General features: G+C 64.5%; 22 protein-coding genes and 2 riboswitches. Of the genes, 13 read left to right on the top strand and 9 right to left on the bottom strand.

The window, feature by feature from the left end; all coding sequences use genetic code 11:
* The first annotated feature begins 1 nt into the window (after nt 1).
* From cobN to cobF, 4 genes are read left to right on the top strand one after another with little or no spacing between them, the layout of a single operon-like run.
* A complete protein-coding gene (cobN, locus tag BM275_RS07520) occupies nt 2-3733 on the top strand; it encodes a cobaltochelatase subunit CobN (protein ID WP_090520359.1) in 3732 nt (1243 codons plus the stop codon).
* A 60-nt stretch (nt 3734-3793) separates the two neighbouring features.
* Nucleotides 3794-4807: a magnesium chelatase ATPase subunit I gene (locus tag BM275_RS07515; protein ID WP_090520357.1), complete on the top strand. Its 1014-nt coding sequence runs from the start codon at nt 3794-3796 to the stop codon at nt 4805-4807.
* Nucleotides 4789-5487, top strand: a complete 699-nt coding sequence (locus tag BM275_RS07510) for a vWA domain-containing protein (RefSeq protein ID WP_167362153.1) — start codon at nt 4789-4791, stop codon at nt 5485-5487. The genes BM275_RS07515 and BM275_RS07510 overlap by 19 nt, the downstream gene beginning before the upstream one ends.
* Before the next feature lie 34 nt (nt 5488-5521).
* On the top strand, nt 5522-6292 hold the full coding sequence (gene cobF, locus BM275_RS07505; protein ID WP_090520355.1) for a precorrin-6A synthase (deacetylating): 771 nt from the start codon (nt 5522-5524) through the stop codon (nt 6290-6292).
* Between the two features lie 23 nt (nt 6293-6315).
* On the opposite strand, the gene BM275_RS07500 is transcribed toward cobF, so the two are convergent.
* The 5 genes from BM275_RS07500 to cobG form a co-directional block, all read right to left on the bottom strand.
* Nucleotides 6316-6966, bottom strand: a complete 651-nt coding sequence (locus tag BM275_RS07500; RefSeq protein ID WP_042927056.1) for an energy-coupling factor ABC transporter permease — start codon at nt 6964-6966, stop codon at nt 6316-6318.
* Between the two features lie 36 nt (nt 6967-7002).
* Nucleotides 7003-7203, bottom strand: a riboswitch (cobalamin riboswitch).
* A 44-nt stretch (nt 7204-7247) separates the two neighbouring features.
* On the bottom strand, nt 7248-8918 hold the full coding sequence (cobJ, locus tag BM275_RS07495) for a precorrin-3B C(17)-methyltransferase (protein WP_042927054.1): 1671 nt from the start codon (nt 8916-8918) through the stop codon (nt 7248-7250).
* A 43-nt stretch (nt 8919-8961) separates the two neighbouring features.
* Nucleotides 8962-9711 carry a precorrin-2 C(20)-methyltransferase gene (locus tag BM275_RS07490; protein ID WP_036991894.1) on the bottom strand — a complete coding sequence of 250 codons (750 nt, stop codon included), beginning with the start codon at nt 9709-9711 and terminating at the stop codon, nt 8962-8964.
* A complete protein-coding gene (locus BM275_RS07485) occupies nt 9708-10334 on the bottom strand; it encodes a precorrin-8X methylmutase (RefSeq protein WP_090520353.1) in 627 nt (208 codons plus the stop codon). Before BM275_RS07485 ends, BM275_RS07490 begins: the two co-directional genes overlap by 4 nt.
* Nucleotides 10327-11658, bottom strand: a complete 1332-nt coding sequence (gene cobG / locus BM275_RS07480) for a precorrin-3B synthase (RefSeq protein ID WP_090520351.1) — start codon at nt 11656-11658, stop codon at nt 10327-10329. Before cobG ends, BM275_RS07485 begins: the two co-directional genes overlap by 8 nt.
* A gap of 102 nt (nt 11659-11760) precedes the next feature.
* Nucleotides 11761-11961: riboswitch (cobalamin riboswitch) on the bottom strand.
* A gap of 71 nt (nt 11962-12032) precedes the next feature.
* Here cobG and cbiE point away from each other — a divergent pair.
* The 4 genes from cbiE to BM275_RS07460 all read left to right on the top strand — a co-directional run bounded on the left by cbiE (nt 12033) and on the right by BM275_RS07460 (nt 17141).
* The gene (gene cbiE, locus BM275_RS07475) at nt 12033-13238 is read left to right on the top strand and encodes a precorrin-6y C5,15-methyltransferase (decarboxylating) subunit CbiE (protein WP_090520349.1); all 1206 of its coding nucleotides are present in this window, start codon (nt 12033-12035) and stop codon (nt 13236-13238) included.
* Nucleotides 13235-13972 (top strand): cobalt-precorrin-6A reductase, encoded by a 738-nt coding sequence (locus BM275_RS07470; protein ID WP_090520347.1) that lies wholly within the window; start codon nt 13235-13237, stop codon nt 13970-13972. Before cbiE ends, BM275_RS07470 begins: the two co-directional genes overlap by 4 nt.
* Nucleotides 13973-14025: 53 nt before the next feature.
* Nucleotides 14026-14742 carry a (2Fe-2S) ferredoxin domain-containing protein gene (locus BM275_RS07465; protein ID WP_042928316.1) on the top strand — a complete coding sequence of 239 codons (717 nt, stop codon included), beginning with the start codon at nt 14026-14028 and terminating at the stop codon, nt 14740-14742.
* Nucleotides 14743-15080: 338 nt separating this feature from the next.
* A complete protein-coding gene (locus BM275_RS07460; protein WP_090520344.1) occupies nt 15081-17141 on the top strand; it encodes a TonB-dependent siderophore receptor in 2061 nt (686 codons plus the stop codon).
* 43 nt (nt 17142-17184) lie between these two features.
* Here the strand turns inward: BM275_RS07460 and BM275_RS07455 are convergent, their stop codons facing one another.
* The 3 genes from BM275_RS07455 to BM275_RS07445 all read right to left on the bottom strand — a co-directional run bounded on the left by BM275_RS07455 (nt 17185) and on the right by BM275_RS07445 (nt 19860).
* Nucleotides 17185-18165, bottom strand: a complete 981-nt coding sequence (locus tag BM275_RS07455; RefSeq protein WP_090520341.1) for a TAXI family TRAP transporter solute-binding subunit — start codon at nt 18163-18165, stop codon at nt 17185-17187.
* Nucleotides 18166-18240: 75 nt separating this feature from the next.
* Nucleotides 18241-18594 (bottom strand): RidA family protein, encoded by a 354-nt coding sequence (locus BM275_RS07450; RefSeq protein ID WP_090520339.1) that lies wholly within the window; start codon nt 18592-18594, stop codon nt 18241-18243.
* A gap of 21 nt (nt 18595-18615) precedes the next feature.
* Nucleotides 18616-19860: a D-amino acid dehydrogenase gene (locus BM275_RS07445; RefSeq protein WP_090520337.1), complete on the bottom strand. Its 1245-nt coding sequence runs from the start codon at nt 19858-19860 to the stop codon at nt 18616-18618.
* A gap of 120 nt (nt 19861-19980) precedes the next feature.
* Between BM275_RS07445 and BM275_RS07440 the strand changes: the two genes are divergently transcribed.
* Complete coding sequence (locus tag BM275_RS07440) at nt 19981-20892, top strand: LysR family transcriptional regulator (protein WP_058065815.1); 912 nt, start codon at nt 19981-19983, stop codon at nt 20890-20892.
* 41 nt (nt 20893-20933) lie between these two features.
* On the top strand, nt 20934-22043 hold the full coding sequence (zapE, locus tag BM275_RS07435; RefSeq protein ID WP_090520334.1) for a cell division protein ZapE: 1110 nt from the start codon (nt 20934-20936) through the stop codon (nt 22041-22043).
* An 8-nt stretch (nt 22044-22051) separates the two neighbouring features.
* Here zapE and BM275_RS07430 read toward each other — a convergent pair whose 3' ends face one another.
* Entirely contained in the window at nt 22052-22330 is a 279-nt protein-coding gene (locus BM275_RS07430; RefSeq protein ID WP_003285081.1) for a peptidylprolyl isomerase, read from the bottom strand.
* A gap of 175 nt (nt 22331-22505) precedes the next feature.
* On the opposite strand from BM275_RS07430, the gene BM275_RS07425 reads away from it, so the two are divergent.
* The 3 genes from BM275_RS07425 (at nt 22506) to BM275_RS07415 (ending at nt 26044) form a co-directional block, all read left to right on the top strand.
* On the top strand, nt 22506-23636 hold the full coding sequence (locus tag BM275_RS07425; protein ID WP_090520331.1) for a gluconokinase, GntK/IdnK-type: 1131 nt from the start codon (nt 22506-22508) through the stop codon (nt 23634-23636).
* Between the two features lie 51 nt (nt 23637-23687).
* Nucleotides 23688-24965, top strand: a complete 1278-nt coding sequence (locus BM275_RS07420; RefSeq protein WP_014820165.1) for a TRAP transporter large permease — start codon at nt 23688-23690, stop codon at nt 24963-24965.
* Between the two features lie 62 nt (nt 24966-25027).
* Nucleotides 25028-26044, top strand: coding sequence for a TRAP transporter substrate-binding protein (locus BM275_RS07415; protein ID WP_090520330.1), 1017 nt, complete (start codon nt 25028-25030; stop codon nt 26042-26044).
* The last annotated feature ends 4 nt before the right edge of the window (nt 26045-26048 follow it).

Genomic DNA, 26048 nt, shown 5'->3' with positions numbered 1-26048 from the left:
CGTGCATCTGCTGCGCACCCAGCCCGGCCAGCAACTGCCGGCCGACAGCATTGCCGACCTGGGCCAGACACCTGGGGACATCGTCGTGCTGTGCACGGGTGATTCGCATCTGTCACTGCTGGCCGAGGTGGCCGGCCAGCTGCCTGAGGATTACCCCAGCCTGCGGCTGGCGAGCCCGGCCCAGTTGGGCAACAACGCGTCGATAGACTTCTATGTCGAGCAGGTCCTGCAGCACGCCAAGGTCATCCTGATTTCCGTTCACGGTGGCGTCAGTTACTGGCGCTACGGAATCGAACGGCTGGTGGAGCTGGGCCAGCGCGGCGCCAAGATCATCATGGTGCCGGGCGATGACAGCCCTGATCCTGAGTTGAGCGAGCTCGGCAATGTGCCGGCCGAGGATAGCCATCGGTTGTGGCAGTTCCTGCGCCAGGGTGGCATCGACAACGCGCGCCAGTTCTACCACTGCATCGCCAGTCGCTGGTTGGGCCGAAACTATGCCTGGCACGAACCCGAGGCGCTGGCGCGGGTGGCGATCTATCACCCCCATCAGTCAACCGCGTCCTTGGATGATTGGCAGCGCGACTGGCGAGCGGACGCACCGGTGGTTGGGCTGATCTTCTATCGCACGCAGGTTCAGGCGGCGAATACGGCCTTCATCGACACCTTCTGTGAGCGGCTGACGGCTCAGGGCCTTAACCCCTTGCCTATCGCCGTGGCCAGCCTGAAGGAGGCGGCTTGCCTCACGCAGGTCGAGGCCTGGCTGGAGCAGAGCGGCGCTGCGGTGATCATCAATACAACAGGCTTCGCCCAGTCCAGCCCGGACGCTCCAAACCTGCGGCCCTTCCGTCTGGACATCCCGGTGCTGCAAGCCATCTGCGCCCTGGATAACCACGAACAATGGCAGGCCAACGCTCAGGGCCTGGGGTCGCGAGACCTGGCGATGCATATCGTGCTGCCGGAGCTGGACGGCCGACTGATTACCCGGCCTATCAGTTTCAAGGGCCTGGCCTGGCGCAGCGAACGCAGCCAGAGCGACGTGATCTGCTACCAACCGCATCTGCCAGGCATGGACCATGTCGCCGAGCTTGCCCAGAGGTGGGCTTGGCTTGCGCGGTTACCTAACGGCGACAAGCGAGTCGCGCTCATCCTGGCCAACTATCCCACCCGTGACGGCCGCATCGGCAACGGGGTCGGGCTGGATACGCCGGCCGCTGCGCTGAACATCCTTCGCGCACTGCAGGCGCAGGGATACCCGGTGGCCGATCTGCCCGAGAGCGGCACGGCGCTGATCCATGAGCTACTCGGCGGCGTTACCAACGACCTCGATAACCTCGATTTGCGGCCCTGTGCCCAGAGCCTGGCACTGCAGGAGTACCAGCCGTTCTTCGGTGGGCTACCAGTTGCCAACCAGCAGGCGGTGATCGATCGCTGGGGCACGCCCGAGCAGGACCCGATGTTTCGTTCTGGTCGGCTGATGATCGCCGGGCTGCGTTTCGGCTCGACCTTCGTTGGCATACAACCGGCGCGTGGCTATCAGCTCGACGCGGCCGCCATGTATCACGACCCCGATCTGGTACCGCCGCACGGCTACCTCGCGTTCTACGCCTGGCTGCGCATGCGCTACGCCGCTGATGCGGTGATCCACGTCGGCAAGCACGGCAACCTCGAATGGTTGCCGGGCAAAAGCGTTGGGCTGTCCGACTGCTGCTGGCCGGACGTGGTGCTCGGCCCGCTGCCGAATATCTATCCCTTCATCGTCAACGATCCGGGCGAAGGGGCCCAGGCCAAGCGCCGTACCCAGGCGGTAATCATCGACCACCTGATGCCGCCACTCACGCGCGCCGAAAGTTATGGCCCGCTGCGTGACATCGAGCGCCTGGCCGACGAGTACTACGAAGCCAGTCAGCTCGACTTGCGGCGCGCGTCCGAGCTGCGCAGCGAGATCCTTGTGCTGGTGCGCGAGGCCAATCTGGACCGCGAGCTGGGGCTGCAACTGAGCGACGATCCCAACAGTTGGCTGCCGCAGCTCGATGCCTATCTCTGCGATCTGAAGGAATCCCAGATACGCGATGGTTTGCACGTCTTCGGCGAGTCTCCCAGCGGACGACTGCGGCGTGACACCCTGCTTGCGCTGCTGCGCATTCCCCGAGGCAACGGGATAGGGGCCAACGCCAGCCTGTTGCGGGCACTGGCCGATGATCTGGGATTGGATTTCGACCCCATCAACTGTGACATGGCTGCGCCCTGGCTGGGGCCGCGGCCTGAGGTGCTACAGCGCTGCGATGCCAGCCTCTGGCGCACCCATGGCGACACCCGGGAGCGGCTGGAGATGCTTGCGCTGGGGCTTATCGACAGCGAGTCGCAGGGCTTCGGACCGGCCAGCAGCGAAGTGATCGAGCAGCTGCGTGGGCAGGTCGCGCCAATGCTGGACAGTTGCGGCGAGGAAGAAATGGCGGGCCTGCTGGCGGCTTTGCAGGGCCGCTTCGTGCCGGCTGGCCCCAGCGGTGCGCCGAGCCGTGGTCGCCTCGATGTGCTGCCGACAGGCCGCAATTTTTTCACCGTCGACGTGCGCAACCTGCCCACGCCGACCGCCTGGCGCATTGGAGTGCAAGCCACCGAGCGCCTGCTCGAACGGCATATGCAGGACCATGGCGACTACCTGCGGCAACTCGGACTGTCGATGTGGGGCACCGCGACCATGCGAACCGGCGGCGATGACATGGCGCAGGCCATGGCGTTGCTCGGAGTGCGGCCGGTCTGGCAGCCAGGGAGCGGCCGGCTGGAACGTTTCGAGATCGTGCCGCTGGAAGAACTGGGTCGGCCACGGGTGGACGTCACGTTGCGAGTGTCCGGCTTCTTCCGCGATGCCTTCGCCAACCTGATTCGCATCTTCGACGAAGCGGTGCAAGCGGTGGCCGATCTCGATGAGCCGGAGGATATGAATCCGCTGTCCGCGCGGGTCTGGCGTGAATCCCTCGAGCTTGAGGACGGCGGTCTGGACGAGGCACAAGCGCGGCGTCAGGCCGGCTGGCGCATCTTCGGGTCGATGCCCGGTGCCTACGGTGCGGGGGTGCAGAACGTCATCGAAGACCGCCGCTGGCAGAGCCGCGAGGACCTGGCTGAGGTCTACCTGAACTGGGGCGGCTATGCCTATGGCAAGGACGACGAAGGCGTACCGGCGCGAGCGCGCTTCGCCGAGAGACTGCAACAGGTACAGGCGGTGCTGCAGAATCAGGACAACCGCGAACACGACATTCTCGATTCCAACGACTACTACCAGTTTCAGGGCGGCATGCTGGCCGCCGCCGAAACCCTGCGCAGCGGATCGGTGGCGAGCTACCACGGCGACAACAGTCAGCCGGACAACCCGATAATCCGCAGCCTGAAAGAAGAGTTGGGCAGGGTGGTGCGTTCCCGCGCGGCCAACCCCAAGTGGATCGCCGGCATGAAGCGGCACGGCTACAAGGGCGCCTTCGAACTGGCGGCCACGGTGGATTACCTGTTCGCCTTCGATGCCACCACCGGGCTGATCGATGATCACCAGTACGCGCTGCTGGCCGATGCCTATGCGCTGGACCGAGATACCCGGGAGTTCATCCAGCTACACAACCCCGAGGCCCTGCAGGACATCCTCGAACGCCTGCTGGAAGCCCAGCAACGTGGGCTCTGGGAGGAGCCCGGCGAGTATCAGGAAGCGCTGGAAAATCTGCTGATCGATAGCGAGGAGTCATGAGCGAGCGCCTTTCCTCCATCCCACCCTACGTACCGCTTTCTGCCTCTACGGATGCCTGCCATGCGCGATAGCCATTTCCCCCTCGCCGCCGTGGTCGGAGCCGATGACCTCAAGCTGGCCCTTTGTCTGGCAGCAATCGATCCCGCGATTGGCGGTGTGTTGATCGAAGGCCCTCGCGGCATGGCCAAATCGACCCTGGCGCGAGGGCTGGCGGACCTGCTGCCGAGCGGCCAGTTCGTCACCTTGCCGTTGGGTGCCAGTGAAGAACGCATCGTGGGCTCGCTGGATCTCGATGCAGCTCTGGGTGAAGGGCGCGCCGAGTTCTCGCCGGGCTTGTTGGCCAAGGCCGATGGCGGCGTGCTCTATGTCGACGAGGTCAACCTGCTGCCGGATCACCTGGTCGACCTGTTGCTCGATGCGGCGGCCAGCGGCATCAATCATGTGGAGCGGGACGGCGTTTCCCATCGGCACCCATCGCGCTTCGTGCTCATCGGCACCATGAACAGCGAGGAGGGCGAACTGCGGCCGCAGTTGCTCGACCGTTTCGGCTTCAACGTTGCGCTGGACGCGCGGCCACAGCCTGCACAGCGGGCGGAAATCGTTCGCCGTCGGCTGAATTTCGATGCCGATCCGCAGCGCTTTCTATCCTCATGGTCGGAAGAGCAGGGGGCGCTGCGGGCGCGCTGCCAGCAAGCGCGCGCCCAGCTGCGCGATATTCCGTTGGACGAGGCAGCACTGGAGCAAATCAGTCAGCGTTGCTTTGCCGCCGAGGTCGATGGGTTGCGAGCTGATCTGGTCTGGTTGCGAGCTGCTCGCGCCCATGCGGCCTGGCGTGGCTCGGTACGCATCGAGGCCGAGGACATCGATGCGGTGGCCGATTTTGTTCTGCGTCATCGGCAGCAGCAGGCAACGCCGCCTTCACCGCCGCAGCAGCAGCCACAGCAGACTCAAGCCAAGGAAGACACCAGCGCTGGTCAGAATGATCAGGGCGCTGGCGACTGGGGGCAGCTGCCGGCCCAGGTTCAACCTGTGGGTGCTCGGCGTGAACCGCCTCGCTGGTCAAAAAAGCCCTGAGCATCCGCCCACGCAGCGCCTCCGGCGCGGATGCACGAGCAGCACCGGGTAGCGTGAATGGAGGGCGGCATGGCGCCAGTCGCGGCGGCGTGTCTGGGCGGATCGACTGGGCCGCGACCTTTATGCTCAACGGCAGGCCGCAGCACCGGAATGAGCTCGTCCTGAGACCTCGAAGTCGGCAGGCAAGCGAGGTGTGGCTGATCATCGTCGATGCCTCGGGCTCGACCCGTCGCCACGGTGCGCTGAGCAAGGCGAAAGGGCTGCTCGGCGAGGTGTTCGAGCAGGCCCGGCGGCAACGAGTGCGGCTGGCGCTTTTGCGGGCCAACGGCAAGCAAGCCGACTGGGTTTGGCCAGGTCACAAGGTGACCGGTGTGCAGCAACAATGGCTGGCTGATCTCGGCGCAGGTGGCGGCACGCCGCTATTGGATGCCTTGCAGCAGGCGGCAGCATGGCAGCGTCGTCGGCAGCAACTCAAGCCCGCCGAGCAGCATCGACTGCTGGTCCTCACGGACGGCCGCTTGCGTGAGTCGACAGCTCTGGAACCGAGTCTTTGCCCGGCTGTGCTGGTAGACATCGAGAGCGCGCCGATTCGCCTGGGTCGTGCACGGAAGCTGGCCGAAGAACTGGGCGCGGAGTATCAGCACATCGACACGCTCGCGACCCTGAACAACCCTGTCTAAACGACCAACCTTTAGCGCAATGGAGCCAGAACTTGTGAAAACACTACTGATCATCGGCATTGGCGCAGGCGATCCCGATTTTCTGACGGTCCAGGCGATCAAGGCGTTGAACCGTGTCGACGTGTTTTTCCTGATGGACAAGGGCGCCTCGAAGGATTCGCTTATCCACCTGCGCAAGCACATCTGCGAGCGCTTCATCGACACGCCGGGGTATCGCTTCGTCGAGGCCGAATGCCCTGAGCGCGTGCGAGGTGTCGCCGACTACCGGGCCAGCGTTGTCGACCTCAATCAGGACAAGCAACGGGTGTTCGAGCAGATGGTCCACCATGAGCTGGCCGATGGTGAGGTGGGCGGCTTTCTGGTCTGGGGTGATCCTGCGCTGTATGACAGCACGCTGCGCATCGTCGAGGACATCGTGCAGGCGAGCCCGGAGCCCATCACCTACGAGGTGATCCCCGGCATCACCAGCCTGCAGGCGCTGGCGGCCCGGCACAGAGTCTGCTTCAACAGTATCGGTCAGGCATTTCAAATCATGCCGGCCCGGCGATTGGCCGAGGGCTTTCCTGACGGGCTGGATAGCGTACTGGTGATGCTCGATGCGCGGGATACCTACTGCCTGTTCGTCGATCAGGAGATGGACATCTATTGGGGCGCATACGTGGGCACCGCGGATGAGGTGCTGATTGCAGGAAAGGTCGGTGAGGTGGCGGAGCAGATCCGCAGTACCCGCGCCGCGCTGCGCGAGCGACATGGCTGGATGATGGACAGCTACTTGCTACGTCGCCGCAGCGCTGACGAAGACTGATCGTCAGCGCTGGCGTGGCCTGATCAGGCGGTCGCGAGGGTTTTGACGGTTGTGAAGCGGCTGATCAGCGGGTTATCTGCAAAGCGCTTGAGCGTGCGGACCACCAGGCAGGTGAACAACGGCTCGAGCAGCACCAGCGGCAGGTAGGACACGGCGAACATCGCCCAATTCTGCAGCGGCGTGGGTTCGTTACCCAGCGACAGCCAGAAGCCGACCATCAGCACCACGCCGCCGTAAAAGGCTGCGTCGAACTTGACCACTTCGGCCCAGCGAATAACGCGTCCGCCTTGGGCGAAGAAGTGCCGGCCGAGCAGGCCGTGGGCGGCGATCAGCGGCAGGATCAGCGACAGCGAGTTGACCGCCAGGTGCACCAGATCGGACGGCTCGAACAGCAGCCCTTGCAGCAGCAGGCCAATAGCGAATCCGAACAGCGTCGGCACGAAGCCGAATATCACATAAACAGCCGACGCACCCACGAAATGCAGTTCCGAGGCGCCGACCGGCATGTGAAAGACCTCCATGAAGATGGAGAAGAACAACGCGGCGAGCAGGGTCTTGACCCAGATGTCGGGGCGCCACATCAGCTTGGGCAGGAACACTGCCAATGTTGAAACGGCTGCGGCGTTGGCAAAGACGATTTTTGCGGCGTTGAGTACGCCAGGTTCGATATGCATCGTTCTCCCTCCGAGGGATGCGGGTTGAAAGGCGCCGGGATCGGCACGCTGATGGCAGGTCTCCTGGCTCACGGGTCAATGTGCACCTGCGTCTTCCCAGCCGATCAGGCCAGTGACTTCAATTGCAGGTGAACTCGCCGTTCACAGTTGCGGGGGCAGCGCAGGAGTAGCCCGTGGGCGTACCTGCTTCCCTCTTGCCTCTGCCTTTGGGGCAGAACCATCAAGCGTCGCTAGGGTAGTGGGTTTATCGGCTTTCGGCACGTCTAAAACGAGGTTTCCGTTCAATCGGCAGGGTAACTTCTGGGGGTATAGACCCAGTCGCCACCGTCCGGCTTGGCAAACCGGCAGGTCTGCGACGAGCCGATGATGACCAGCGTGCGCATGTCCACCTGTTCGGGCGTGAGGTCGCCAAGCGTGGTGACAGTCAGGGCTTCGGCTGGGCGACCGATGTCGCGGCCAAGCACAACCAGTGTTTCCGGTGTGCGGTAATGGCGAAGTAATTCCAGCGCCCGCCCGAGCTGCCAGGGCCGCGCCTTGGAAATGGGATTGTAGAAGGCCATGACAAGATCGGCCGCAGCGGCGTGTTCCAGACGCTTCTCGATCAGCGTCCAGGGTTTGAGATTGTCCGATAGCGAGAGCATGCAGAAGTCGTGACCCAGCGGCGCGCCGGCTTTGGCGGCGGTGGCCAGCGCCGCCGATACGCCTGGCAGCACCTGCAGATCCACGGCGTGCCAGCGGGGGTCGCTTGATGCGTGCAGCGCTTCCAGTACCGCGGCGGCCATGGCAAACACACCGGGGTCGCCGGACGATATCACCACAACCCGGCGACCGCTGGCGGCCAGCTCGAAGGCGTGGGCTGCACGCTGCAGCTCCTCGCGGTTGTCGCTGCAGTGGCTGACCTGGCCTGGCCTTAGCGGGCCGGCCATCTTTATGTATGTCTCGTAACCGAGCAGGTCTTGCGCCTCGTCCAGCGCTTGGCGCGCCGCAGGCACCATGAATTCGGGAGCGCCCGGTCCGAGGCCAATCACCGTCAGCGAGCCGCGGGGCTGACCGATCTGCTTGATGTCGATCGGCTCATCTGCGAGCAATAGCCGTGCGCGCTGGCTGCGACTGTGCTGCGCCGGCAATTGCGTGGTGTCGTCGCTGTAGCGGATCGGCAGGCCAAGCTGGCTGGCCACGTGTTGCAGCTCGGTGCTGGACATGAGGTGGAGCGGTGCGATCAGGCAGGCAAGGCTGTGCGGCGAAAAGCTGGATTCATCGATCAGCTGCTGAACCTCGGTATCCAGTTCCGGGCCAACGCGTTCGACATGAATCGCGATCAGCCTGGGGTGGATGCTCAGGGTGCACGCATCGTCCTGCCGGAGCGGGCTGACGGATACCCGGTGTTGCGCTTGCGGGTCGAGCGGCAGGCTGAGTTCATCCAGCCAGGGCGCCGGACCTTCGACGCGCACAGGCGCACCAGCCAGCAAGTCGCTGACGAACCGCTTGCCTTGCTCCAGATCCGCCAGCACGTAACCGGGCGGCGGGGAGAGCAGGCAAGCGCCGAAGCGCAGCTCGCCGCTGGTGGTGATGGCCGGGCTGACCTCCAGTGCGGCGGCGATCTCCCGGGCCATCCGATTTACGCCTGCCAGGCCGCCGAGCAAGGGCACCACTGCGCTGCCATCCTCACCAACCACCAGTACCGGGGGCTCGTTGTCCTTGTCGCCCAGTACTGGGGCCAGACTGCGGATCACAATCCCCGCCGCGCACAGCGCGATGATCGACGTGTTGGCTCGATACAGATCGCGCAGATGCTCGCCAAAGTTATCGTACGGCCTGTCGGCTTCGACAGCGCGTCCGCTCAGCCCATGAACCTGTGCTCCCGGATAGACGCGCTGTATCCGTCTGGCGGTGTCGAGGGCGGAGGCGCCAAGTACGACGATGGCGGGTGCGGTAGTTGCGAGGCCGGGCATAGGGCATCCGAGAGTCGGGTGGAACAGGGGAATAATCGTAGCTTCAGCCGCGCCATTTCTCGCCGGGAACGAGGATCATCGAGAAGTAAGGAGACGACATCGGCTCCACCTCATCCAGCGGAACGATCTTCTGGTTGGCCATGGTGGCGCGTTCGACGTAGTGCGCGCGTTTCTCGAGTCCCAGCTCCTGCAGTACGCGGCGGACCTTTTCGAAGTTGCGCCCGAGCTTCATTACCACGGCCGCCTCTGCGTCACGCAGCCTTTGTTTGAGTTCCGCCTCCGGCAGCACGCCGGACAGCACGGACAGGCTCTGGTTGCGGTAAACCAAAGGCGTGCCGAGCACCGAGGTGCAGCCCAGCATCGAGCAGACGCCCGGCACGACCTCGACCGGGTAGTCCGCAGCCAGGCGGTCGTGCAGGTACATGTAGGAGCCGTAGAAGAACGGGTCGCCCTCGCATATCACGGCCACGTCTCGCCCGGCGTCGAGCTCGGCGGCAATCTGAACCGCGCAGGTGTCGTAGAAGTCGGCGATCACATCCTCGTAGGAGAGCGGCGGCGCGAGCTTTTCGGTGGTAACTGGATAAACCAGCGGCATGCGCTGCTGCTGGTCGGTCAGGTGCTGCTCGATGATGCCGAAGGCGTTGCCGCCGTGGCCCTTGCTGGCTTTCGCCTTGGCCACGAAATAGCCGACAACCGCCGCGCTTTGCAGCAGGCGCAGGGCCTTCAGGGTGATCAGTTCCGGATCACCCGGGCCTACACCCAGCCCGATCAGCCTCCCTTTGCCGTCCATCATTCCACCTCCGTGGCGAGGGCGTTGACCGCAGCCACCGCCATCGCACTGCCGCCGCGCCGGCCGCGAACCACTACATAGGGTACGCCGCGGCTGTCCGCTGCCAGCGCGTCCTTGGATTCCGCCGCGCCGATGAAGCCGACCGGCATGCCGATGATGAGTGCAGGTTTTGGCGCGCCGGCATCGAGCATTTCCAGCAGGTAGAACAGCGCGGTCGGCGCGTTGCCGATCACCACCACGCTGCTCTCCAGATGCTCACGCCAATGCTCCAGCGCAGCGGCAGAGCGGGTGTTGCCGAGCGCCTGAGCCAGGTCCGGCACGCCATCGTCATGGAGGGTGCAGATGACCCGGTTGTTCTTCGGCAAGCGTGGCCGGGTGATGCCTTCGGCCACCATCCGTGCATCGCAGAGGATCGGCGCGCCGGCGTGCAGGGCGGCACGGCCGGCCGCCCCGGCGCGTGGAGAAAAGGCGAGATCACTGACGATGTCCACCATCCCGCAGGCGTGGATTACTCGCACCGCGAGCTTTTCCATATCGGCTGGGATGGCGCTGAGGTCGGCCTCTGCCCGAATGGTGGCGAAGGAGCGCCGGTAGATTTCCTGACCGTCGCGGATGTAATCAAGCATGGGTGCGTCCCGTTGCGTGGTGCTGGGCGAGCCAGGCGCCCGCTTCGTCGATATTCATGGGTGGTGCCAGTGGTTGGCCGGAGCCGGTCTTGTTCTCGGTGCGTTCGAACAGCTGATAGCGGCTTTCGCCCACGGCAAGCAGCGTGTACGGCGCGACATGCGCAGCCGCGCAGGAGCGCGAGCAACCGCTGAGGTGTACCTGCGGACGCGCGTCATGCTGTTGCAGGCAGGCCGCCAACACCAGAGCGTCGTGCTTGGTGTCGGCCAGCCCGCGCGCGCAGCCGGCAGAACCGGTGCAGGCAATCAGGTTGGGCAGGGGAGCGGCTCTGTTGGTGAGCAGCCCGACTTGCGTGAGGGCTGCGAGTACGTTGTCCGCCTCGTGGATCTGCACATTTGGAATCAGTAGACCCTGCCAGGGCGTAAGCCGCAGGCTGCCATCTGCATGCCGCTGCGCCAGTTCGGCAACGGCGCCAAGTTGTTCGGCGCTGATCCGCCCCAGCGGCGCGCTGGCCGCGACCATCGCGAGCTCTGCCTGGCGTTGCGCGATGATGCCAATCGGCGGGGCAGCGGCAGGGATTTGGCGTTGGCATTCAACCGCTACGGGTGAAATTGCGAATGGCAGGCGCGCCTGAACCCGTCGCACCAGTTCATCGGCCGGGATGGATTCGAGCAGCTGACGCATGCGGCTCTGCTCCGGGCCGGCGCACTCCAGAAAGGTCAGCAGGATCGCTTCGACCAGCTGTACGGCGTTCGCAGCGGCAACCATGCCCAGCGGTTTGTCGGTCGGGCAGCCGGCCAGGCCGAATATCAACTGCGGGGCGCCGGGGAGGGCGCGTAACCAGAGGTCGTGAGGGTGTTCGAGCATGCATAGGCTCTCACCACCATCGAGCTGGATGGCGAACTTGGCGGACAGGACGTGCAGCGCGGAATTGTTTTGCAAGAGCGCCAGGAGTGCGTCGGCCAGCGGCCGGGTATCCATGTGCTGCTGAGGGTCCAGGCCGGCAGCGGGGCTGAGCATGAGATTGCGTACATCGTCGGCATCGAGCACCGACGGGCCGAGGTTCGCGGCGAGCAGTGCGCGGATCAGATCGTGCTCGGATTCGGCACGTACACCGCGAATCTGCAGATTGCTGCGGTTGGTCAGCTCGAGCACGCCGCTCGCAAAGCGCTGCGCCGCCTCGGCGATGGAGCGGGCCTGACTCGCGGCAAGAACGCCACCCGGCAACTTGACTCGGCAGATGCCGCCGTCCAGCGCCTGCACGATGCGCAGCAGGCCAGGGCAAGCGCTTGGGCGAGGAACGGGCAGTTCAGTCATGGGAGGCATGGTCGCGCACGGTGCACCTGTAACCAAAAAAGACGCGGCGACCAGACCGGGAGAGTTCGTTGAACTCAGTTGGCATCGGTACACCCCGCCCGATGTTGGCACTCGCGACCAGCGTCGTCGGCAGGTCTCCTGGCTGACAGGTCTTCATCATCCGCGGCCTTCCCGGTTTCCCAGTGGCGTGTGCGCGGAGGATTCGCTGTTTACAGTTGCGGGGGCAGCTCGGTCACGATCATCAGATCGCTCCGTATTCCCTCTTAGGCCCGTGGCGTGGTCGCGGCGGGCACCGACGAAGGCGCTATTATGCCCGCTTTGCCGGACGACGCGACAGCCAAGCCTGTCCCGACGAAGGCTTGGCATTGTGATGGAGAGGCGGGATGACGCCCTGGTTGACGGTGGTGGGGATCGGCGAAGACGGCTGGGCCGGGCTCGGCGAAGCGGCTCGGCAGGCTCTCGGTGAGGCAACACGCATCATCGGCGGTGATCGGCAGCTGGCGCTGTTGCCCGATCACCTGCAGGGCCTGGGAGAGTCCTGGCCGAAGCCGTTCAGTCTGGAACCGGTGCTTTCAGGTCGCGGCTCGCCTTTATGCGTGCTGGCAAGTGGAGACCCCATGTTCTATGGCATTGGCGCCACGCTCGCGCGGCAGTTGGATGCACAGGAGATGCGGGTGTTCTCAGCGCCGTCGTCAGTCTCGTTGGGCGCGGCACGTCTTGGCTGGGCGCTGCAGGAAACGGAGGTGCTATCCCTGGTTGCCAGACCGCTCGCGGCACTGAGCGCCAAAATATCTCCTGGTGTGCGGCTGCTGATCCTCAGCAACGACGGAACCAGCCCCACTCAGGTGGCGCAATTGTTGACGAGCAGGGGCTTTGGCGCGAGCCGTCTGACCGCGCTTGAGCATCTGGGCGGCGCCAGGGAACGGCGGCTGGATTCCCTTGCAGCGGACTGGTCATTCGATGTGATTGCCGATCTGAATCTGTTGGCTGTTGAATGCGTAGCGGACTCGAATGCCCAGCGCCTGCCGCTCACACCCGGTCTTGCCGATCAGCTCTATAGACACGACGGCCAACTGACCAAGCGGGACGTCCGCGCGCTGACCTTGGCTCGGCTCGCACCCATGCCGGGCGAGTTGCTTTGGGACGTCGGCGCCGGTTGCGGTTCCATTGGCATCGAATGGATGCGTGCGCATGCCAGTTGCCGGGCGATAGCGGTGGAGGCCGATGCCGGGCGTCAGGCCCATATCGAACACAACCGCGACGCGCTGGGCGTTCCAGCATTGCGTCTGGTGGCAGGCCGGGCGCCTGAGGCACTGGCAGGCCTCCCCGAGCCGGATGCGATCTTCATCGGCGGCGGCGTTACGGTTCCGGGCGTGATGGAGCAATGCTGGGCCAGCCTTAAACCGGGCGGGCGGTTGCTGGCCAATGCGGTGACCTTGCAGAGCGAGGCGCTGCTGATGAGCTGGCGTGAACGCATTGGCGGCGAGCTGACGAGGATATCCGTGGCGCATGCGCAGCCGCTGGGCGGTTTCGATACCTGGCGTGGAGCGTTGCCGATCACGCTGTTGCAGGTCGAGAAGCCGCGATGACCCGCATCCTCCTGCTCGGCGGCACGGGCGATGCCTTGCGTCTTGCTCGCGGCCTTGGCTCCTCGCATGTTTACAGTCTGGCCGGTCTGGGACGCGTGCCCGGCGACCTCCAGTGCCAGGTCCGCGTAGGCGGTTTTGGCGGTGCGCAGGGGCTGGCTGCCTTCATCGCGGCGGAACGTATCGAGCTGCTGGTCGATGCCACGCACCCCTACGCGGCGCAGATCAGCGCCAATGCAGCAATCGCGGCGGAACAGGCGGGAATTCCATGCTGGGCGTTACGCCGCCCGGCCTGGCAAGCAGGCGAGGGGGACAATTGGCACGAGGTGAACGACTGGGCTGAGCTGATCGGCGCCCTGGGCGATTTCCAGCGACCGTTTTTCACGCTCGGCCGCGAGCCGCTGGCGCACCTGCACGAAATTCCTGAACACCAACACTGGACCGTTCGTTGCCTGGACGCACAGGCACCGACTGACCGAGCCAAAATTATCGGCGACCGCGGTCCGTTCGACCTTGAGGCTGAACGGCAGCTGTTCGAACGTCTGAATTGCGATGTGCTCGTCAGCAAGAACAGCGGCGGCGACTCCACCGAACCCAAACTGCAGGTGGCTCGTGAGCGGGGCCTGCCGGTCCTGCTCCTGCGTCGCCCGTTGCTACCGGCGGTGAGCCGGGAATTCGCACGCCGTGATGAACTGTTTTCGGCGCTCAAAACCGTCGGCGTCGATTCCAGCGCCTGATCGCTCGCCTTCGCCCGTCGCTGCTAGACTGCGCGCCGCTAAGGAGAGAGCCAATGACTACCGCTGATTCACCCTACGCCCGCGTCCTGTTCGTCGGTCCCGACCTGTCTGAAGGCTCGTTCGCCGAAGTATTCCGTGCACGTCTGGCTGCTTTGCGCGACGAACAAGCGCTGCGGGACGTTATCGATACAGGCTCAGGCTACGAACCGCTGTGGAATGCGGTCAGTGAAAGCGGTCGGCCACTCTTGGTGATCGACCTCGAGCCGCAATCGAGCAGCGCTCATCTTGACTGGCTGCGTAGCGAACTCGTGCAGCTCGAAGGCGCTGAGCAAATCTTCGTGGCCAGTGCAATTGGCACCGCCGAGGCGCTGCCCGTCGAAGCGGCCTGCGCCTTGATCGACCGACCGGAGTTGCACCTGCCGTGCACCGACGTCGCACCGCTTCCAGAGGTGCACGCCTGGTCGAAGATTCCCCTGCATGAGCACCGCGTGCTGCTATGCAATGGCCCGCGCTGCACACGTCGCGGTGCCTTGCCGCTGTGGAAGGGGCTAAGGGAAAAGCTCAAGGCTGCCGGCAAGCTCGAATGCGCCGGTGGCGTCCACATCACCCGGACGCAGTGCCAGTTCCCCTGCGATCAGGGCCCGACGCTGAGCGTCTATCCGGCCGGCAAGTGGTACCGGGTTCGCAACGAGGCGGAGGTGACACGGTTGGTCGACGAGTTGTTCGTCGCCGGGCGCGAGGTGCCCGAAATGCTGATGCCGGATCAGTGACGCCTGACGGCGTTAGCTTAAGCATCCGGGGGTAGGGGGCCTATCAGGTAGCTCAACGCGACTTTGTCGGATGCATGGAGCCGCAGGAAAGGACGACCGAGGCGAACAGAGTTTCAGCCTGCCGCTTACCCAAAACCCTCACCTCAAGCGCTGAGTCACGACCGACACACCGATGCCGTTCGTTGCGCAACCCCTGATCAAAGAAGCAGATACGAATCGTTCCATTGACACTCGCTTGCTAAACCTACAGCATTGTTACGATATAACATCGGTGTCTGAGTTTTAGCATGAATAACGCAAGTGCAGTATTGAGGTGGGTGGGTGCCGGAACGGCGCTGATGTTGGCTGGCGTACCGCTGGCAGGGGCACAGGAAGCGGCGGTACTGGACTCCGTCACCATCACGGCAGATCAGGAACGCGCCGATGGACCGGTTCAGGGCTACCGCGCCAAACGCACGCGCAGCGCGACGAAAACCGACACACCCATCGAGGAAATACCCCAGTCGATCAGCGTCGTTCCAGCATCCGTGCTGCAGGATCTGGACAGCCCGCGCGTTGAGAAGGCGCTGGACTTCGCCGGCGGTGTCGCCAGGCAGAACGACTTCGGTGGCCTGACCATGTACGAGTACAGCGTGCGCGGGCTGACCACCGGAGAGTTCTACAAGGACGGTTTCAGCGTCAACCGCGGCTTCATGAACCCACCGGACGCTTCCAATATCGAGCGGGTCGAAGTGCTCAAGGGGCCTTCGGCGAGCCTTTACGGCCGCGGCGACCCCGGCGGCACGATCAATATCGTCAGCAAGCGCCCGCAGCTGGACAGCTTTGCCCGTCTCGATCTTAGCGCCGGTCGCTGGGACCGTTATCGCACTGCGCTGGACGTGAACACGCCGCTCGATGAAGACGGCAACATGCTCTATCGCATGAACATCGCCATCGAAGACAACAACAGTTTTCGCGACCACCGCGAGGCTGAACGGCAGTTCGTCGCGCCGTCCTTCAGCTGGGAGCTGAGCCCTGATACGCGGCTGCTGGTGCAGGCAGAGGTGGTGCGCAACCGCCAGACCTTCGATCGCGGCGTGGTCGCGCCCGGTGGCGACCTGAGCAAGGTGTCCCGCTCAGCGTTCTATGGCGAACCCTCGGATGGGCCGATCAGCAACGACAACGAAACGCTGCAGGCCGAACTCGAACACGACCTCAACGAGGTCTGGACGCTGCGCCTGGCCAGCCACTACAAGCAGGGCCGGATGGATGGCTACGCCACCGAAGCGGCAGAGGTCGCAGCAGACGACCGCACGCTGACCCGCAACCTGCGTTATCGCGACTACGACTGGCAGGACGCGATCACCCAACTGGAGCTGCGTGGGCGCTTCGATACCGGTTCGATCGAGCATCAGCTTTTGATCGGCACCGAGTACGAGCGTTACGCCCTGAGCGAGTTCATGCTGCGCTCCAACAACCTGCGCACCATCGATCTCTTCAACCCGGTCTACGGTACACCGCGTCCGGCGTTCAACCCGGCGCGTACGGTTGACCGCAATGAGCTGGTGCATAGCCGGGCGCTAAACCTGCAGGACCAGATTCGCTTTACCGACAAGCTCTTCGGGGTCATCGGCGCCCGCTATGACCACTACGAACAACGCCTGGACAATGAGGTTGCTGGCCGGCGCACCGAGCAGACTCATGAAAAGGTCACGCCTCGTGTCGGTGTGCTCTATCAGCTGATACCGGAGGTCGGACTGTTCGCCAACGCCTCGCAGTCGTTCAAGCCGAACAATGGCGCGGACTTCAGCGGCGCCACGTTCGATCCGGAAGAAGGCGTGGGTTATGAGGCAGGGGTCAAACTCGACCTGTTCGACGGCCGTTTGGGGCTCACCGCCGCAGCCTTCCACCTGACAAAGGAAAACGTGCTGACCAGCGATCCGGCGAACGACGGTTTTCAGATTGCCGCCGGTGAGGTGCGCAGCCGCGGGATTGACCTGCAGCTGGCCGGGCAGCTGACCGATGCGATTCGCGTGATCGGTGGTTACGCCTACGTGGATGCCGAGGTGACTCGCGACAACACCCTGGCCAGCGGCAGCCGGCTGCTCAACGTACCGCGCCACAGCGGCAGCCTGCTGACCACCTACGAATTCCTCGATGGTGATCTCAGCGGACTTTCCCTTGGCGGCGCCGTGAACTACGTGGGGGATCGGGCAGGGCAGGCCGATAGCGACTTCGAGTTGCCGTCGTACACGACCGTGGACCTGCTGGCGCGCTACAAGGCGACGCAAAAGCTGACCCTCGGCGTGAACCTGAACAACGCCTTCGACCGGACCTACTACGAGCGCTCCTACAGCAATGTCTGGATCATGCCGGGTGAGCCGCGCAACCTGAGCGTTAGCCTGTCCATGGAGCTCTGAGTCTGTGCATCAGCGGGCGGTGACGCCCGCTGATTTCGTCGGCTTACAGCCAACCCTTCTCCTTGTAATAACGCTCGGCGCCCTCGTGCAGTGGCGCAGTCAGCCCGACGCGAATCATGTCTTCGGCCTTGAGGTCGGCAAAGGCCGGATGCAGGCGCTTGAACCGGTTGAGGTTGTCGAACACCGACTTGACCAGCTGATAGACGACCTCCGGGTCGGTCTTGCTGGTGGTCGCCAGCACGGCCTTGCCGCCGATCGATGGAATGGCGCCTTCCACGCCCGGGTAGAGCCCTGCGGGGATTTCCACGGCGCTGTAGTAATCGGCCTTGGCCAGCAGGCTGTCGATCTCGGCGCCCTGCACGGGAATGATCCTGGCCTTTACATTGGTCAAGGCTTCCTGGATCGCACCGCTCGGATGGCCGACCACATAGGTGATGGCGTCCAGGTTGTTGTCACCCAGGGCGGAAGCCATTTCCGCCGGTTTGAGTTCCGCGGCCAGGGCGAAGCTGGCGTTCGTCCAGCCCTTGGCCTGCATGACTTCCTCGAAAGTGTCGCGACTGCCCGAGCCGGGCACGCCGATGTTTACCCGCTTGCCTTCGAGTCCGGCCAGATCGGTGATGCCGCTGTCGTTACGAACGACCACGGTGAGAATCTCCGACTGCAGCGAGAACACCGCGCGCAGTTCGACGGCGCCTTCCTTGTCGAAGGGCGCCAGGCCCTGCAGCGCCTTGTGCTGATGGTCGGACTGGATGAAGCCGAAGTCGTACTCGCCTTTGTGCAACGACACGATGTTGGTCACGCTGCCCGCGGTCGAGGGTGCGTTGCATTTGATGGCGGGCTTCACCTCGGCACGATTGAGGAAGCGGCACACCGACTGGCCGGCGGTGTAATACACGCCGGTCTGCCCTCCGGTGCCGATGGTGACGAAGCGCTCCTGCGCCAGCACGCTTGTGCTCGCCAAGGCGCTGGCGAGCACGCCGGCCAGGGTGATACCGAACAGGCCGTTACGGATCTGGTGGTTCATTGCGGTTCCCTCTTGTTTGTATTGTGGGTGGTTGCAACTGTGGTTGGCCGGCGCAGGAACGATAGACCGCTGTGGTCAGGCGCGCGCAGCGATCACCATGATCTCGACCAGCACCTCGGGCGAGGCCAGACGCGCCTGTACCGTCGCCCGTGCCGGTGCGCAGCCTGCTGGCAGCCAGTCGCTCCAGACCTCGTTCATGGCGGCGAAGTCGGCGTCGATGTCCTTCAGCCAGATCTGCGCGCTGAGCAGGTGCTCGCGACTGGATCCGGCGGCGGCCAGCAGCCGGTCGATCTTCGCCAGCACCTCGCGGGTCTGTCCGGCGGCATCCAGGCCGCGGTCGTCCGGCACCTGGCCGGCGAGGAACACAAGGTCTGCATGAATGACCGCGGCGGACATTCGCGGATTGCTCTCGATGCGTTGAACGGGCATATCGGTTTCCTCTTTGAGTGGTCAGGCGGGCAGGCTCAAGCCGTCCAGGGAGACAGCAGGTGGTGATCCGCCGATTACGCTGGCGAGCAGGTCGGCGCTGCCACAGGCCAGGGTGAAGCCGAGGCTGCCGTGGCCGACGTTGAGCCAGAGATTGTCGAAGCCGCTGCGGCCGAGCAGGGGCGTACCTTGGGGCGTCGCCGGGCGCAGGCCCGCCCATTGCCGCGCGTTTTGGTAGTCGCCGGCGCCGGGAAAGGTCTCGCCAGCCAGACGCTGCAGGGTGGCGATGCGCTGCTGGTCGAGTCCGGCATCCCAGCCGGCGATATCCACCATCGCCGCGACGCGCAGCTGGTCATCGAGGCGGGCGTAGACGACCTTGTTGTCATAGTCGGTGACGTTGGTTTGCGGCACGCGGTCTCGGTCGGCCAGCCCAAGGGTCAGGCTGTAGCCCTTGAGCGGGTAGATCGGCAGGTCAATGCCCAGCGGTTTGAGCAGCCCGACGCTGCCGGTGCCGGCCGCCACTACCAGATGGTCGACGGCGACTTCTTCGCGCCCGAGCACGACCGCGCGGACGCGCTTGCCTTCGCTGCGCAATGCGCTTACCGATTGGCCGGTATGCAGGAGAAACGCAGGCGATGCCCGCAGTCGCCGCAGCAGTTCGGTGCAGAACAGATGGCAGTCGGCAACCTCGTCGCCGGGCGAATAGATGCCGCCGTGCAGCGATGACGCCAACGGTGTCAGCGCCGGCTCGACGTCGACGCATTGCGCGGCGTCCAGCAGCCGCTGCCCTGATTCGTCGTCGATGGCCGCTGCGCCCTTGTGCAGGCTGTGTTGATCGCGATAGATCACCAGTTTGCCGTTGGCGCGCCAGGCGAAGCCGTCCAGCTGGTCCTGCTCGCGCCAGCTGCGCAGGATCTGCTGGCTGTGCAGGGCGAGCCGCAGCAAGTGAGCCGCGTTGCGCCGGTTGACCGAACGCCGGCACGCTAGCAGGAACTGCAGGCACCAGCGCCACTGATGCAGGCTCGCCTGCGGCCGGAAACGCAACGGGGCATCGGCTCCGCGCAGCATCCAGCCAATCGCCTGCAGCGGCACGCCGGCATCGGCCAGCGGCGAAACGTAGCGATAGCTGAGCTGCCCGCCATTGGCGAAGCTGGTCTCCAGGGCGACATCGTCGCGCCCTTCGATCAGCTCGACACTGTGCCCCTGGCGCACCAGTGAATAGGCTGTGGCAAGCCCGATAACGCCTGCGCCGATGACTGCTACCCGCATGCAACTGCTCCTCCGACTCGATCAGCGCAGCCTAGGCCGCGTGCCAGCGAGGCGGCCAATGAAAGGATGGAGCGTTCCCATAACCTGCGGTTATGCTCGATTGACTGAAGGGGGACATGCATGCGGCTGCGTCATATCGAACTGTTCCAGGCGATCCTGCAAACCGGCAGCCTGACGGCCGCGGCCGAGCTGCTGCATATCTCCCAGCCGGCGGCAAGCAAGATTCTCAAGCATGCCGAGCAGCAACTGGGCTTTGCGCTGTTCGACCGGGTGCGGGGCAAGCTGCAGCCCACTGCCGAGGCGCGGGTGCTGCAGCAGCAGACCGAACGCCTGGCCATCGACCTGCAGAATCTGCGGCGGCTAGCTGACAGCCTCGGCCGGGGCGAGGAGTGCGCGTTGCGCCTGATCTGTACGCCGGCCTTGGCTCAGGCGCTGCTGCCGCAGACGTTGCGCACCTGGCGCGAGCGATTTCCACGTACGGTCTGTCAGCTCGCCACGCAGCACACGGCGGAAATCGTCGAGGCCCTGCTACTGCGCGAAGCCGATCTCGGGCTGACTTCACAGGCGGTGGAGCATCCGGGACTGAGCAGCCGGCTATTGTCCGAGGGACGCATGCACGTGATCGCGCCGCCTGGCTGGTGGCAGCCGGATGAACTGCACCGCCCGCTGCGCCTGCAGGCCTTGGCGGGTAAAGCGCTGATCGGCATCGACGCCCGCGATGCACTGGGCAGCCTGTTGCGCGGCCACATCGAGGAGCTCGATCCGCCGCCGCGCGTCGTTACCTGGGTGCAGACCTATCAGCTGGCGCGGCAGCTGGTGTCTGCGGGGCAGGGCGTGGCGCTGGTCGATCCGTTCACCGCGCTGGCGGCCACTGGCGGCGAGGTGCAGACCCGTCTGCTCGAGCCGGCCATCAGCGTGCCGGTCTATGCGTTGACCCGTGTTCACGAGCAACTGTTGCCGGCGCAGGCGATGCTGCTGGAGCAGCTCGGCGCCCAGGCCGAGCGACTGCTGCTGCATGATGGGCACAACTGAGCGGTCGCGCGCTACCATGGCGGCTTTTGCGCCGGACGATCATGCACGCCGACTCGCCCCTTGAACGTTATCAGCAGGCCATCGTGCAAGACGGTTTCTTGCCCGACGCGGCTCAGCAGCGCGCTGTGGCACGGCTCCAGGCCTGCCATGAGGCATTGATTTCAGGTGCGCAACTGCCGCTTGGCGTTTATCTGTGGGGGCCGGTCGGGCGTGGCAAGACCTGGCTGATGGATCTGTTTCACGCAAGCCTGGCCGTTCCGTCACGGCGGCAGCATTTCCACCATTTCATGCGCTGGGTACACATCCGACTGTTCCAGCTCAACGGTACGGCCGATCCGCTGCAGGCGTTGGCCAAAGAGCTCTCGGAAGAGATTCGCGTGCTCTGCTTCGACGAGCTGTTCGTCGGTGACATCGGTGACGCAATCATCCTGGGACGCCTGTTCCAGGTGCTCTTCGAGCACGACGTGGTGATCGTCGCTACCTCCAACCAGCCGCCAGAGCAGCTGTACGCCGACGGCTTCAATCGCGAGCGTTTTCTGCCGGCCATCGATGCCATCGTGCAGCACATGCATGTGGTGGATGTGGATGGTGGCGCCGATCACCGCCTGCGTCCCGGCGCTGCGCTGCAGCGCTACTGGATCGCCCCGTTCGACGGCGCCACTGCGTTAGCCGCGACGTTCGAGGCGCTGGCCGATGGAGCGGTCAGCACCGAGCCATTGGCGCTCAGCCGCCGCCAGCTCGACGTCGTGCGGCGTAGCGAATCGGTGCTCTGGTGCCGCTTCGCCGATCTGTGCGAACAGCCGTTCTCGGCGTTGGACTTCATCGAGCTGTGCGACCGTTTCACGGCGATCCTGATTGGTGACGTGCCCGAGCTCGGCGGCACGCAGCGCGATGGGCGCATTGCCCGTGGCACCGAGGATGGAGTCGCGCGGGTGGTGGCGGGTGATCGCCAGTTGCCCAGGCTCGCCGCGCGGGATGATGCCGTGCGCCGCTTCATCGCGCTGGTGGACGAGTGCTACGACCGGCGGATTCCGCTCTATATCGAAGCCGACGTGGCACTGGACGAGCTGTATACCGAGGGCTATCTGGCATTCCCGTTCCGCCGCACGCTCAGCCGTCTGCGGGAGATGCAGCTGCAGCGCTTTGGCTGAGCGCTGGCTCAGTCGCGGTAGAACACCTGCACCAGGTGGTAGCCGAACTGGCTCTTTACCGGGCCGTGCACTTCGCGCAGCGGCTTCTTGAAAATCACCTGATCAATGCTGCGCACCATCTGCCCGGGGCGCACTTCACCGAGGTCGCCACCCTTCTTGCCGGACGGGCAGGTCGAGTACTTGCGCGCCAGCACGTCGAATGCTTCGCCATTGGCGATGCGCTTTTTCAGCTGCGCGGCTTCGGCCTCGGTCTTGACCAGAATGTGGCGGCACATGGCTTTTGGCATGCTTGGTGTCCTCGATTACAAGGGACGCGATTGTAGTCGTGCCGCCGCGAAAGTCGACCGCAATGCCGTGCGAAAACAGCCGTATCGTGACCGGATGGTCGACGAGCGGTAGTTCTATCGTGATGCGTGATAGCGCTAACATCAGGCCAAACAAGCAAAACAATGGATTCCTCGCATGCCTTCAGTGCATACCTCAAAGGCTTCCGCGCTTCCGGTTCTGGTCGTCATGGGCGTCAGCGGTTCCGGCAAGACGGACACCAGCCACGCCGTAGCCGATGCGCTCGGCCTGCCGCACATCGAAGCGGACAACTTTCATCCGGCAGAGAACGTGGCGCGCATGCGTGCCGGCACGCCGCTGTCCGACGCCGATCGCGTGGAGTGGCTGCACGCGCTGATCGCCGAAATGCAACGCACCCTGGCGGCGGGCAGCGGCTTCGTGCTGGCTTGCTCGGCGCTCAAGCGCAGCTACCGGGAGTTGCTGCGCAGCGCGGTCCCGGAGCTGCGTTTCGCCCATCTGGCCATCGATTACGAAACCGCCATACAGCGAGTCGGTGGCAGGGCGGGGCATTTCATGCCGATTTCCTTGGTCGACAGCCAGTTCGCCACCCTCGAATGCCCCGAGGGCGAACCGGGCGTATTGACCGTGGATGCCAGTCAACCGCGCGAGGTCGTCTTGCGCCAGATCGTCGAATGGATGCAGGGCGCCGGTCTGGATGAGCTGATCGAAACCCGTGTCGATCTTTCTTCGCGTCCGTTTGATAGCGCTACCACTGCGCCGCCTTTGACCAACGAGCCGATCTACAGCGGCACGGTCGCGCAACACTTCGACCGTCTGACCGACTGGCTGATGGCCGCGCTGATGGCCTTCATGGTCGTCGTTGTGTTCTCGAGCGTGGTGCTGCGTTACGCCTTCGGCACCGGTTGGACGGGCGCCGAGGAGCTGTCGCGGCTGGCATTCGTCTGGCTGGTGTTTGTCGGTGTCGCTTCGAGCATGCGCCGCGGCGAGCTGATGAGCTTTTCCATGCTGCGCGACCGCTTCCCGCGGCTGTTCCGCCGCGTCGTCGACTCCCTTAGCTGGCTGCTGGTGGCCGGTGCGAGCTGCCTGGCGGCCTGGGGCGGTTGGAACCAGATGCAGTTCGGCTGGACCATCAACAGCCCGGTGGTCGGTTATCCGCTGGGCCTGGCGATGTTGCCGGTGGCTGCCAGCATGGTCGCGCTGGCGGTACTGGCGCTGCTGCAGTTGGTCAACGTTTGGCGGCGTGATCAGCCATCGACCGTTGCTGCTGCGAATGTCACCGCGGACTGAAGCGACGCCGCATTCAGAACAATACGGGCACTGCCCATCCGAGGACCTTGTATGACCGTCGTCGTCTTCCTTTCATCGCTGCTGGGCTTCATGACCCTTGGCATGCCCATCGCCTTCGCACTGCTGCTCACCGGCTCGGTGCTGATGTGGTACCTGGATTTCTGGGACGTGCAGCTGCTCGCGCAGAATCTGCAGGCCGGCGCTGACAGCTTCCCGCTGTTGGCGGTGCCGTTCTTCATCCTTGCCGGCGAACTGATGAATGCCGGCGGCATCTCGCGGCGCATCATCGCCATGGCGCAGGCCTATTTCGGCCACAAGCGCGGCGGCCTGGGTTACGTGGCGATTGCCGCCTCGGTGCTGCTGGCCAGCATGTCCGGCTCGGCCCTGGCCGATACCGCCGCGCTGGCGACGCTGCTGCTGCCGATGATGCGCGAGCGCGGTTACCCGCTGAGCTCGTCGTCGGGCCTGGTGGCGGCTGGCGGGATCATCGCCCCGATCATTCCGCCGTCGATGCCGTTCGTGATCTACGGCGTGGTGACCGGCACGTCGATCAGCCAGCTGTTTCTCGCCGGCATGGTGCCGGGGCTGATCATGGGCATGGGTCTGATCGTCGCCTGGACGCTGATCGCCCGGCGGATCGACGAACCGAAACAGGAAAAGGCCAGCGCTGCAGAGCGCCGCCGCGTGCTGGTCGACGGTGCTGCCGCGCTGATGCTGCCGGTGATCATCGTCGGCGGGCTGCGTGGCGGTCTGTTCACCCCGACCGAAGCGGCGGTGGTCGCCGCCGTCTACGCCCTGGCCGTTTCGACCCTGCTGTATCGCGAGCTGAACTGGGCCGGACTGGTCGAGGTGCTGACCCGTGCCAGCCGCACCACGGCCTCGGTGATGTTCCTCTGCGCCGCCGCAACCGTGTCGGCGTACATGATCACCCTGGCGCAGCTGCCCGACGAGATCGCGGCGATGCTCGGCCCGCTGGCGCAGGACCCGAAACTGCTGATGGTCGCCATCATGCTGCTGATGATCGCCGTCGGCATGGTGCTGGACCTGACGCCGACCATCCTGATCCTCGGTCCGGTGCTGGCGCCGATCGCGATCAAGGCCGGCATCGACCCGGTGTACTTCGGCGTGATGTTCGTGCTGATCGGCTCCATCGGGCTGATCACGCCGCCGGTGGGCACCGTGCTCAACGTGGTCGGCGGCATCGGCCGATTGCGCATGGAAACCCTGGTGCGTGGCGTGATGCCGTTCTTCCTTATCTATCTGGTAATCGTCGGGCTGCTCATCGCCGTACCTTCGATCATCACCGTGCCCCTGGCCTGGCTGCGGTAGCGCCGGTCTTGCAATTCAAGCGCTTTACAACCCAACGTCCAACAACAAGAAGGTAACGCGACATGAAACGACTTCTCATCAGCACCCTGGCTGCCGCCTTGCTCGGCAGCACACTCAGCCTTGGTTACGCGCAGGCGGCGGACGACATCCGCCCACGCATGATCCGCTTCGGCTACGGGCTCAACGAAGACAGCAACCAGGGCAGGGCGGCCAAGCTGCTTGCCGAGGAAGTGGCCAAGGCCTCGGGCGGCAAGCTGAAGGTGCGTACCTTCGCCTCCGCCAGCCTCGGTTCGGACGACCAGATGCAGAACGCCCTTATCGGCGGCGCGCAGGAGATGATGGTTGGCTCGACCGCGACGCTGGTCGGCATCAGCAAGGAGATGGCGGTGTGGGATACGCCATTCCTGTTCACCGACCCGCGCCAGGCCGATCAGGTACTGGACGGTCCCGTGGGCCGGCAGGTGATGGACAAGCTCGAGGAGAAAGGCCTGGTTGGGCTGGTGTACTGGGAAAATGGGTTTCGCAACGTGACCAATAGCGCCCGGCCGATCGAAAAGTACGAAGACTTCAACGGAATCAAGCTGCGCGTGATGCCCAATCCGGTGTTCATCGACACCTTCAAACGCATGGGCGCCAACGCGGTGCCGCTGCCGTTCTCCGAGCTGTTCACCGCACTGGAAACCAAGGCAGTCGATGGCCAGGAAAACCCGTTCAACACCATCCTCTCGTCCAAGTTCTATGAGGTGCAGAAGTATCTGAGCGTGACCAATCACGTATACAGCCCCTGGATCGTCACGGTTTCCAAGCGCTGGTGGGATGGGCTGTCCGCGACCGAGCAGGACATCCTCATGAAAGCCGCGGAAAAGGCGCGCGATGCCGAGCGTGAAGACACCCGCCGCGAGGCCAGCCAGGCATTGGCGACGTTGAAAGGGCGTGGCATGCAGATCAATGAGGTCAGTGCCGACGAGATCCAGCGCATGCGCGAGAGGGCGCAGCCCGCGATCCAGACGGTGATCGACGCGGTCGGCCAGGAGCTGTTCGACCAGGTGCAGGCCGAAGTGGAGAAAGCGTCCCAGTAGGGCG

The sequence above is a fragment of the Stutzerimonas kunmingensis genome (assembly GCF_900114065.1).
GTDB lineage: Bacteria > Pseudomonadota > Gammaproteobacteria > Pseudomonadales > Pseudomonadaceae > Stutzerimonas > Stutzerimonas kunmingensis.
This window is presented reverse-complemented; position numbering and strand designations above follow the sequence as displayed.

Excerpts from the sequence above, each read along its gene's own strand:
- BM275_RS07515 (WP_090520357.1), top strand. The coding sequence starts at position 3,794 with ATGCGCGATAGCCATTTCCCCCTCGCCGCCGTGGTCGGAGCCGATGAC.
- BM275_RS07500 (WP_042927056.1), bottom strand. The coding sequence starts at position 6,966 with ATGCATATCGAACCTGGCGTACTCAACGCCGCAAAAATCGTCTTTGCC.
- cobJ (WP_042927054.1), bottom strand. The coding sequence starts at position 8,918 with ATGCCCGGCCTCGCAACTACCGCACCCGCCATCGTCGTACTTGGCGCC.
- BM275_RS07490 (WP_036991894.1), bottom strand. The coding sequence starts at position 9,711 with ATGATGGACGGCAAAGGGAGGCTGATCGGGCTGGGTGTAGGCCCGGGT.
- BM275_RS07485 (WP_090520353.1), bottom strand. The coding sequence starts at position 10,334 with ATGCTTGATTACATCCGCGACGGTCAGGAAATCTACCGGCGCTCCTTC.
- cobG (WP_090520351.1), bottom strand. The coding sequence starts at position 11,658 with ATGCCTCCCATGACTGAACTGCCCGTTCCTCGCCCAAGCGCTTGCCCT.
- cbiE (WP_090520349.1), top strand. The coding sequence starts at position 12,033 with ATGACGCCCTGGTTGACGGTGGTGGGGATCGGCGAAGACGGCTGGGCC.
- BM275_RS07470 (WP_090520347.1), top strand. The coding sequence starts at position 13,235 with ATGACCCGCATCCTCCTGCTCGGCGGCACGGGCGATGCCTTGCGTCTT.
- BM275_RS07465 (WP_042928316.1), top strand. The coding sequence starts at position 14,026 with ATGACTACCGCTGATTCACCCTACGCCCGCGTCCTGTTCGTCGGTCCC.
- BM275_RS07460 (WP_090520344.1), top strand. The coding sequence starts at position 15,081 with ATGTTGGCTGGCGTACCGCTGGCAGGGGCACAGGAAGCGGCGGTACTG.
- BM275_RS07455 (WP_090520341.1), bottom strand. The coding sequence starts at position 18,165 with ATGAACCACCAGATCCGTAACGGCCTGTTCGGTATCACCCTGGCCGGC.
- BM275_RS07450 (WP_090520339.1), bottom strand. The coding sequence starts at position 18,594 with ATGCCCGTTCAACGCATCGAGAGCAATCCGCGAATGTCCGCCGCGGTC.
- BM275_RS07445 (WP_090520337.1), bottom strand. The coding sequence starts at position 19,860 with ATGCGGGTAGCAGTCATCGGCGCAGGCGTTATCGGGCTTGCCACAGCC.
- BM275_RS07440 (WP_058065815.1), top strand. The coding sequence starts at position 19,981 with ATGCGGCTGCGTCATATCGAACTGTTCCAGGCGATCCTGCAAACCGGC.
- zapE (WP_090520334.1), top strand. The coding sequence starts at position 20,934 with ATGCACGCCGACTCGCCCCTTGAACGTTATCAGCAGGCCATCGTGCAA.
- BM275_RS07430 (WP_003285081.1), bottom strand. The coding sequence starts at position 22,330 with ATGCCAAAAGCCATGTGCCGCCACATTCTGGTCAAGACCGAGGCCGAA.
- BM275_RS07425 (WP_090520331.1), top strand. The coding sequence starts at position 22,506 with ATGCCTTCAGTGCATACCTCAAAGGCTTCCGCGCTTCCGGTTCTGGTC.
- BM275_RS07420 (WP_014820165.1), top strand. The coding sequence starts at position 23,688 with ATGACCGTCGTCGTCTTCCTTTCATCGCTGCTGGGCTTCATGACCCTT.
- BM275_RS07415 (WP_090520330.1), top strand. The coding sequence starts at position 25,028 with ATGAAACGACTTCTCATCAGCACCCTGGCTGCCGCCTTGCTCGGCAGC.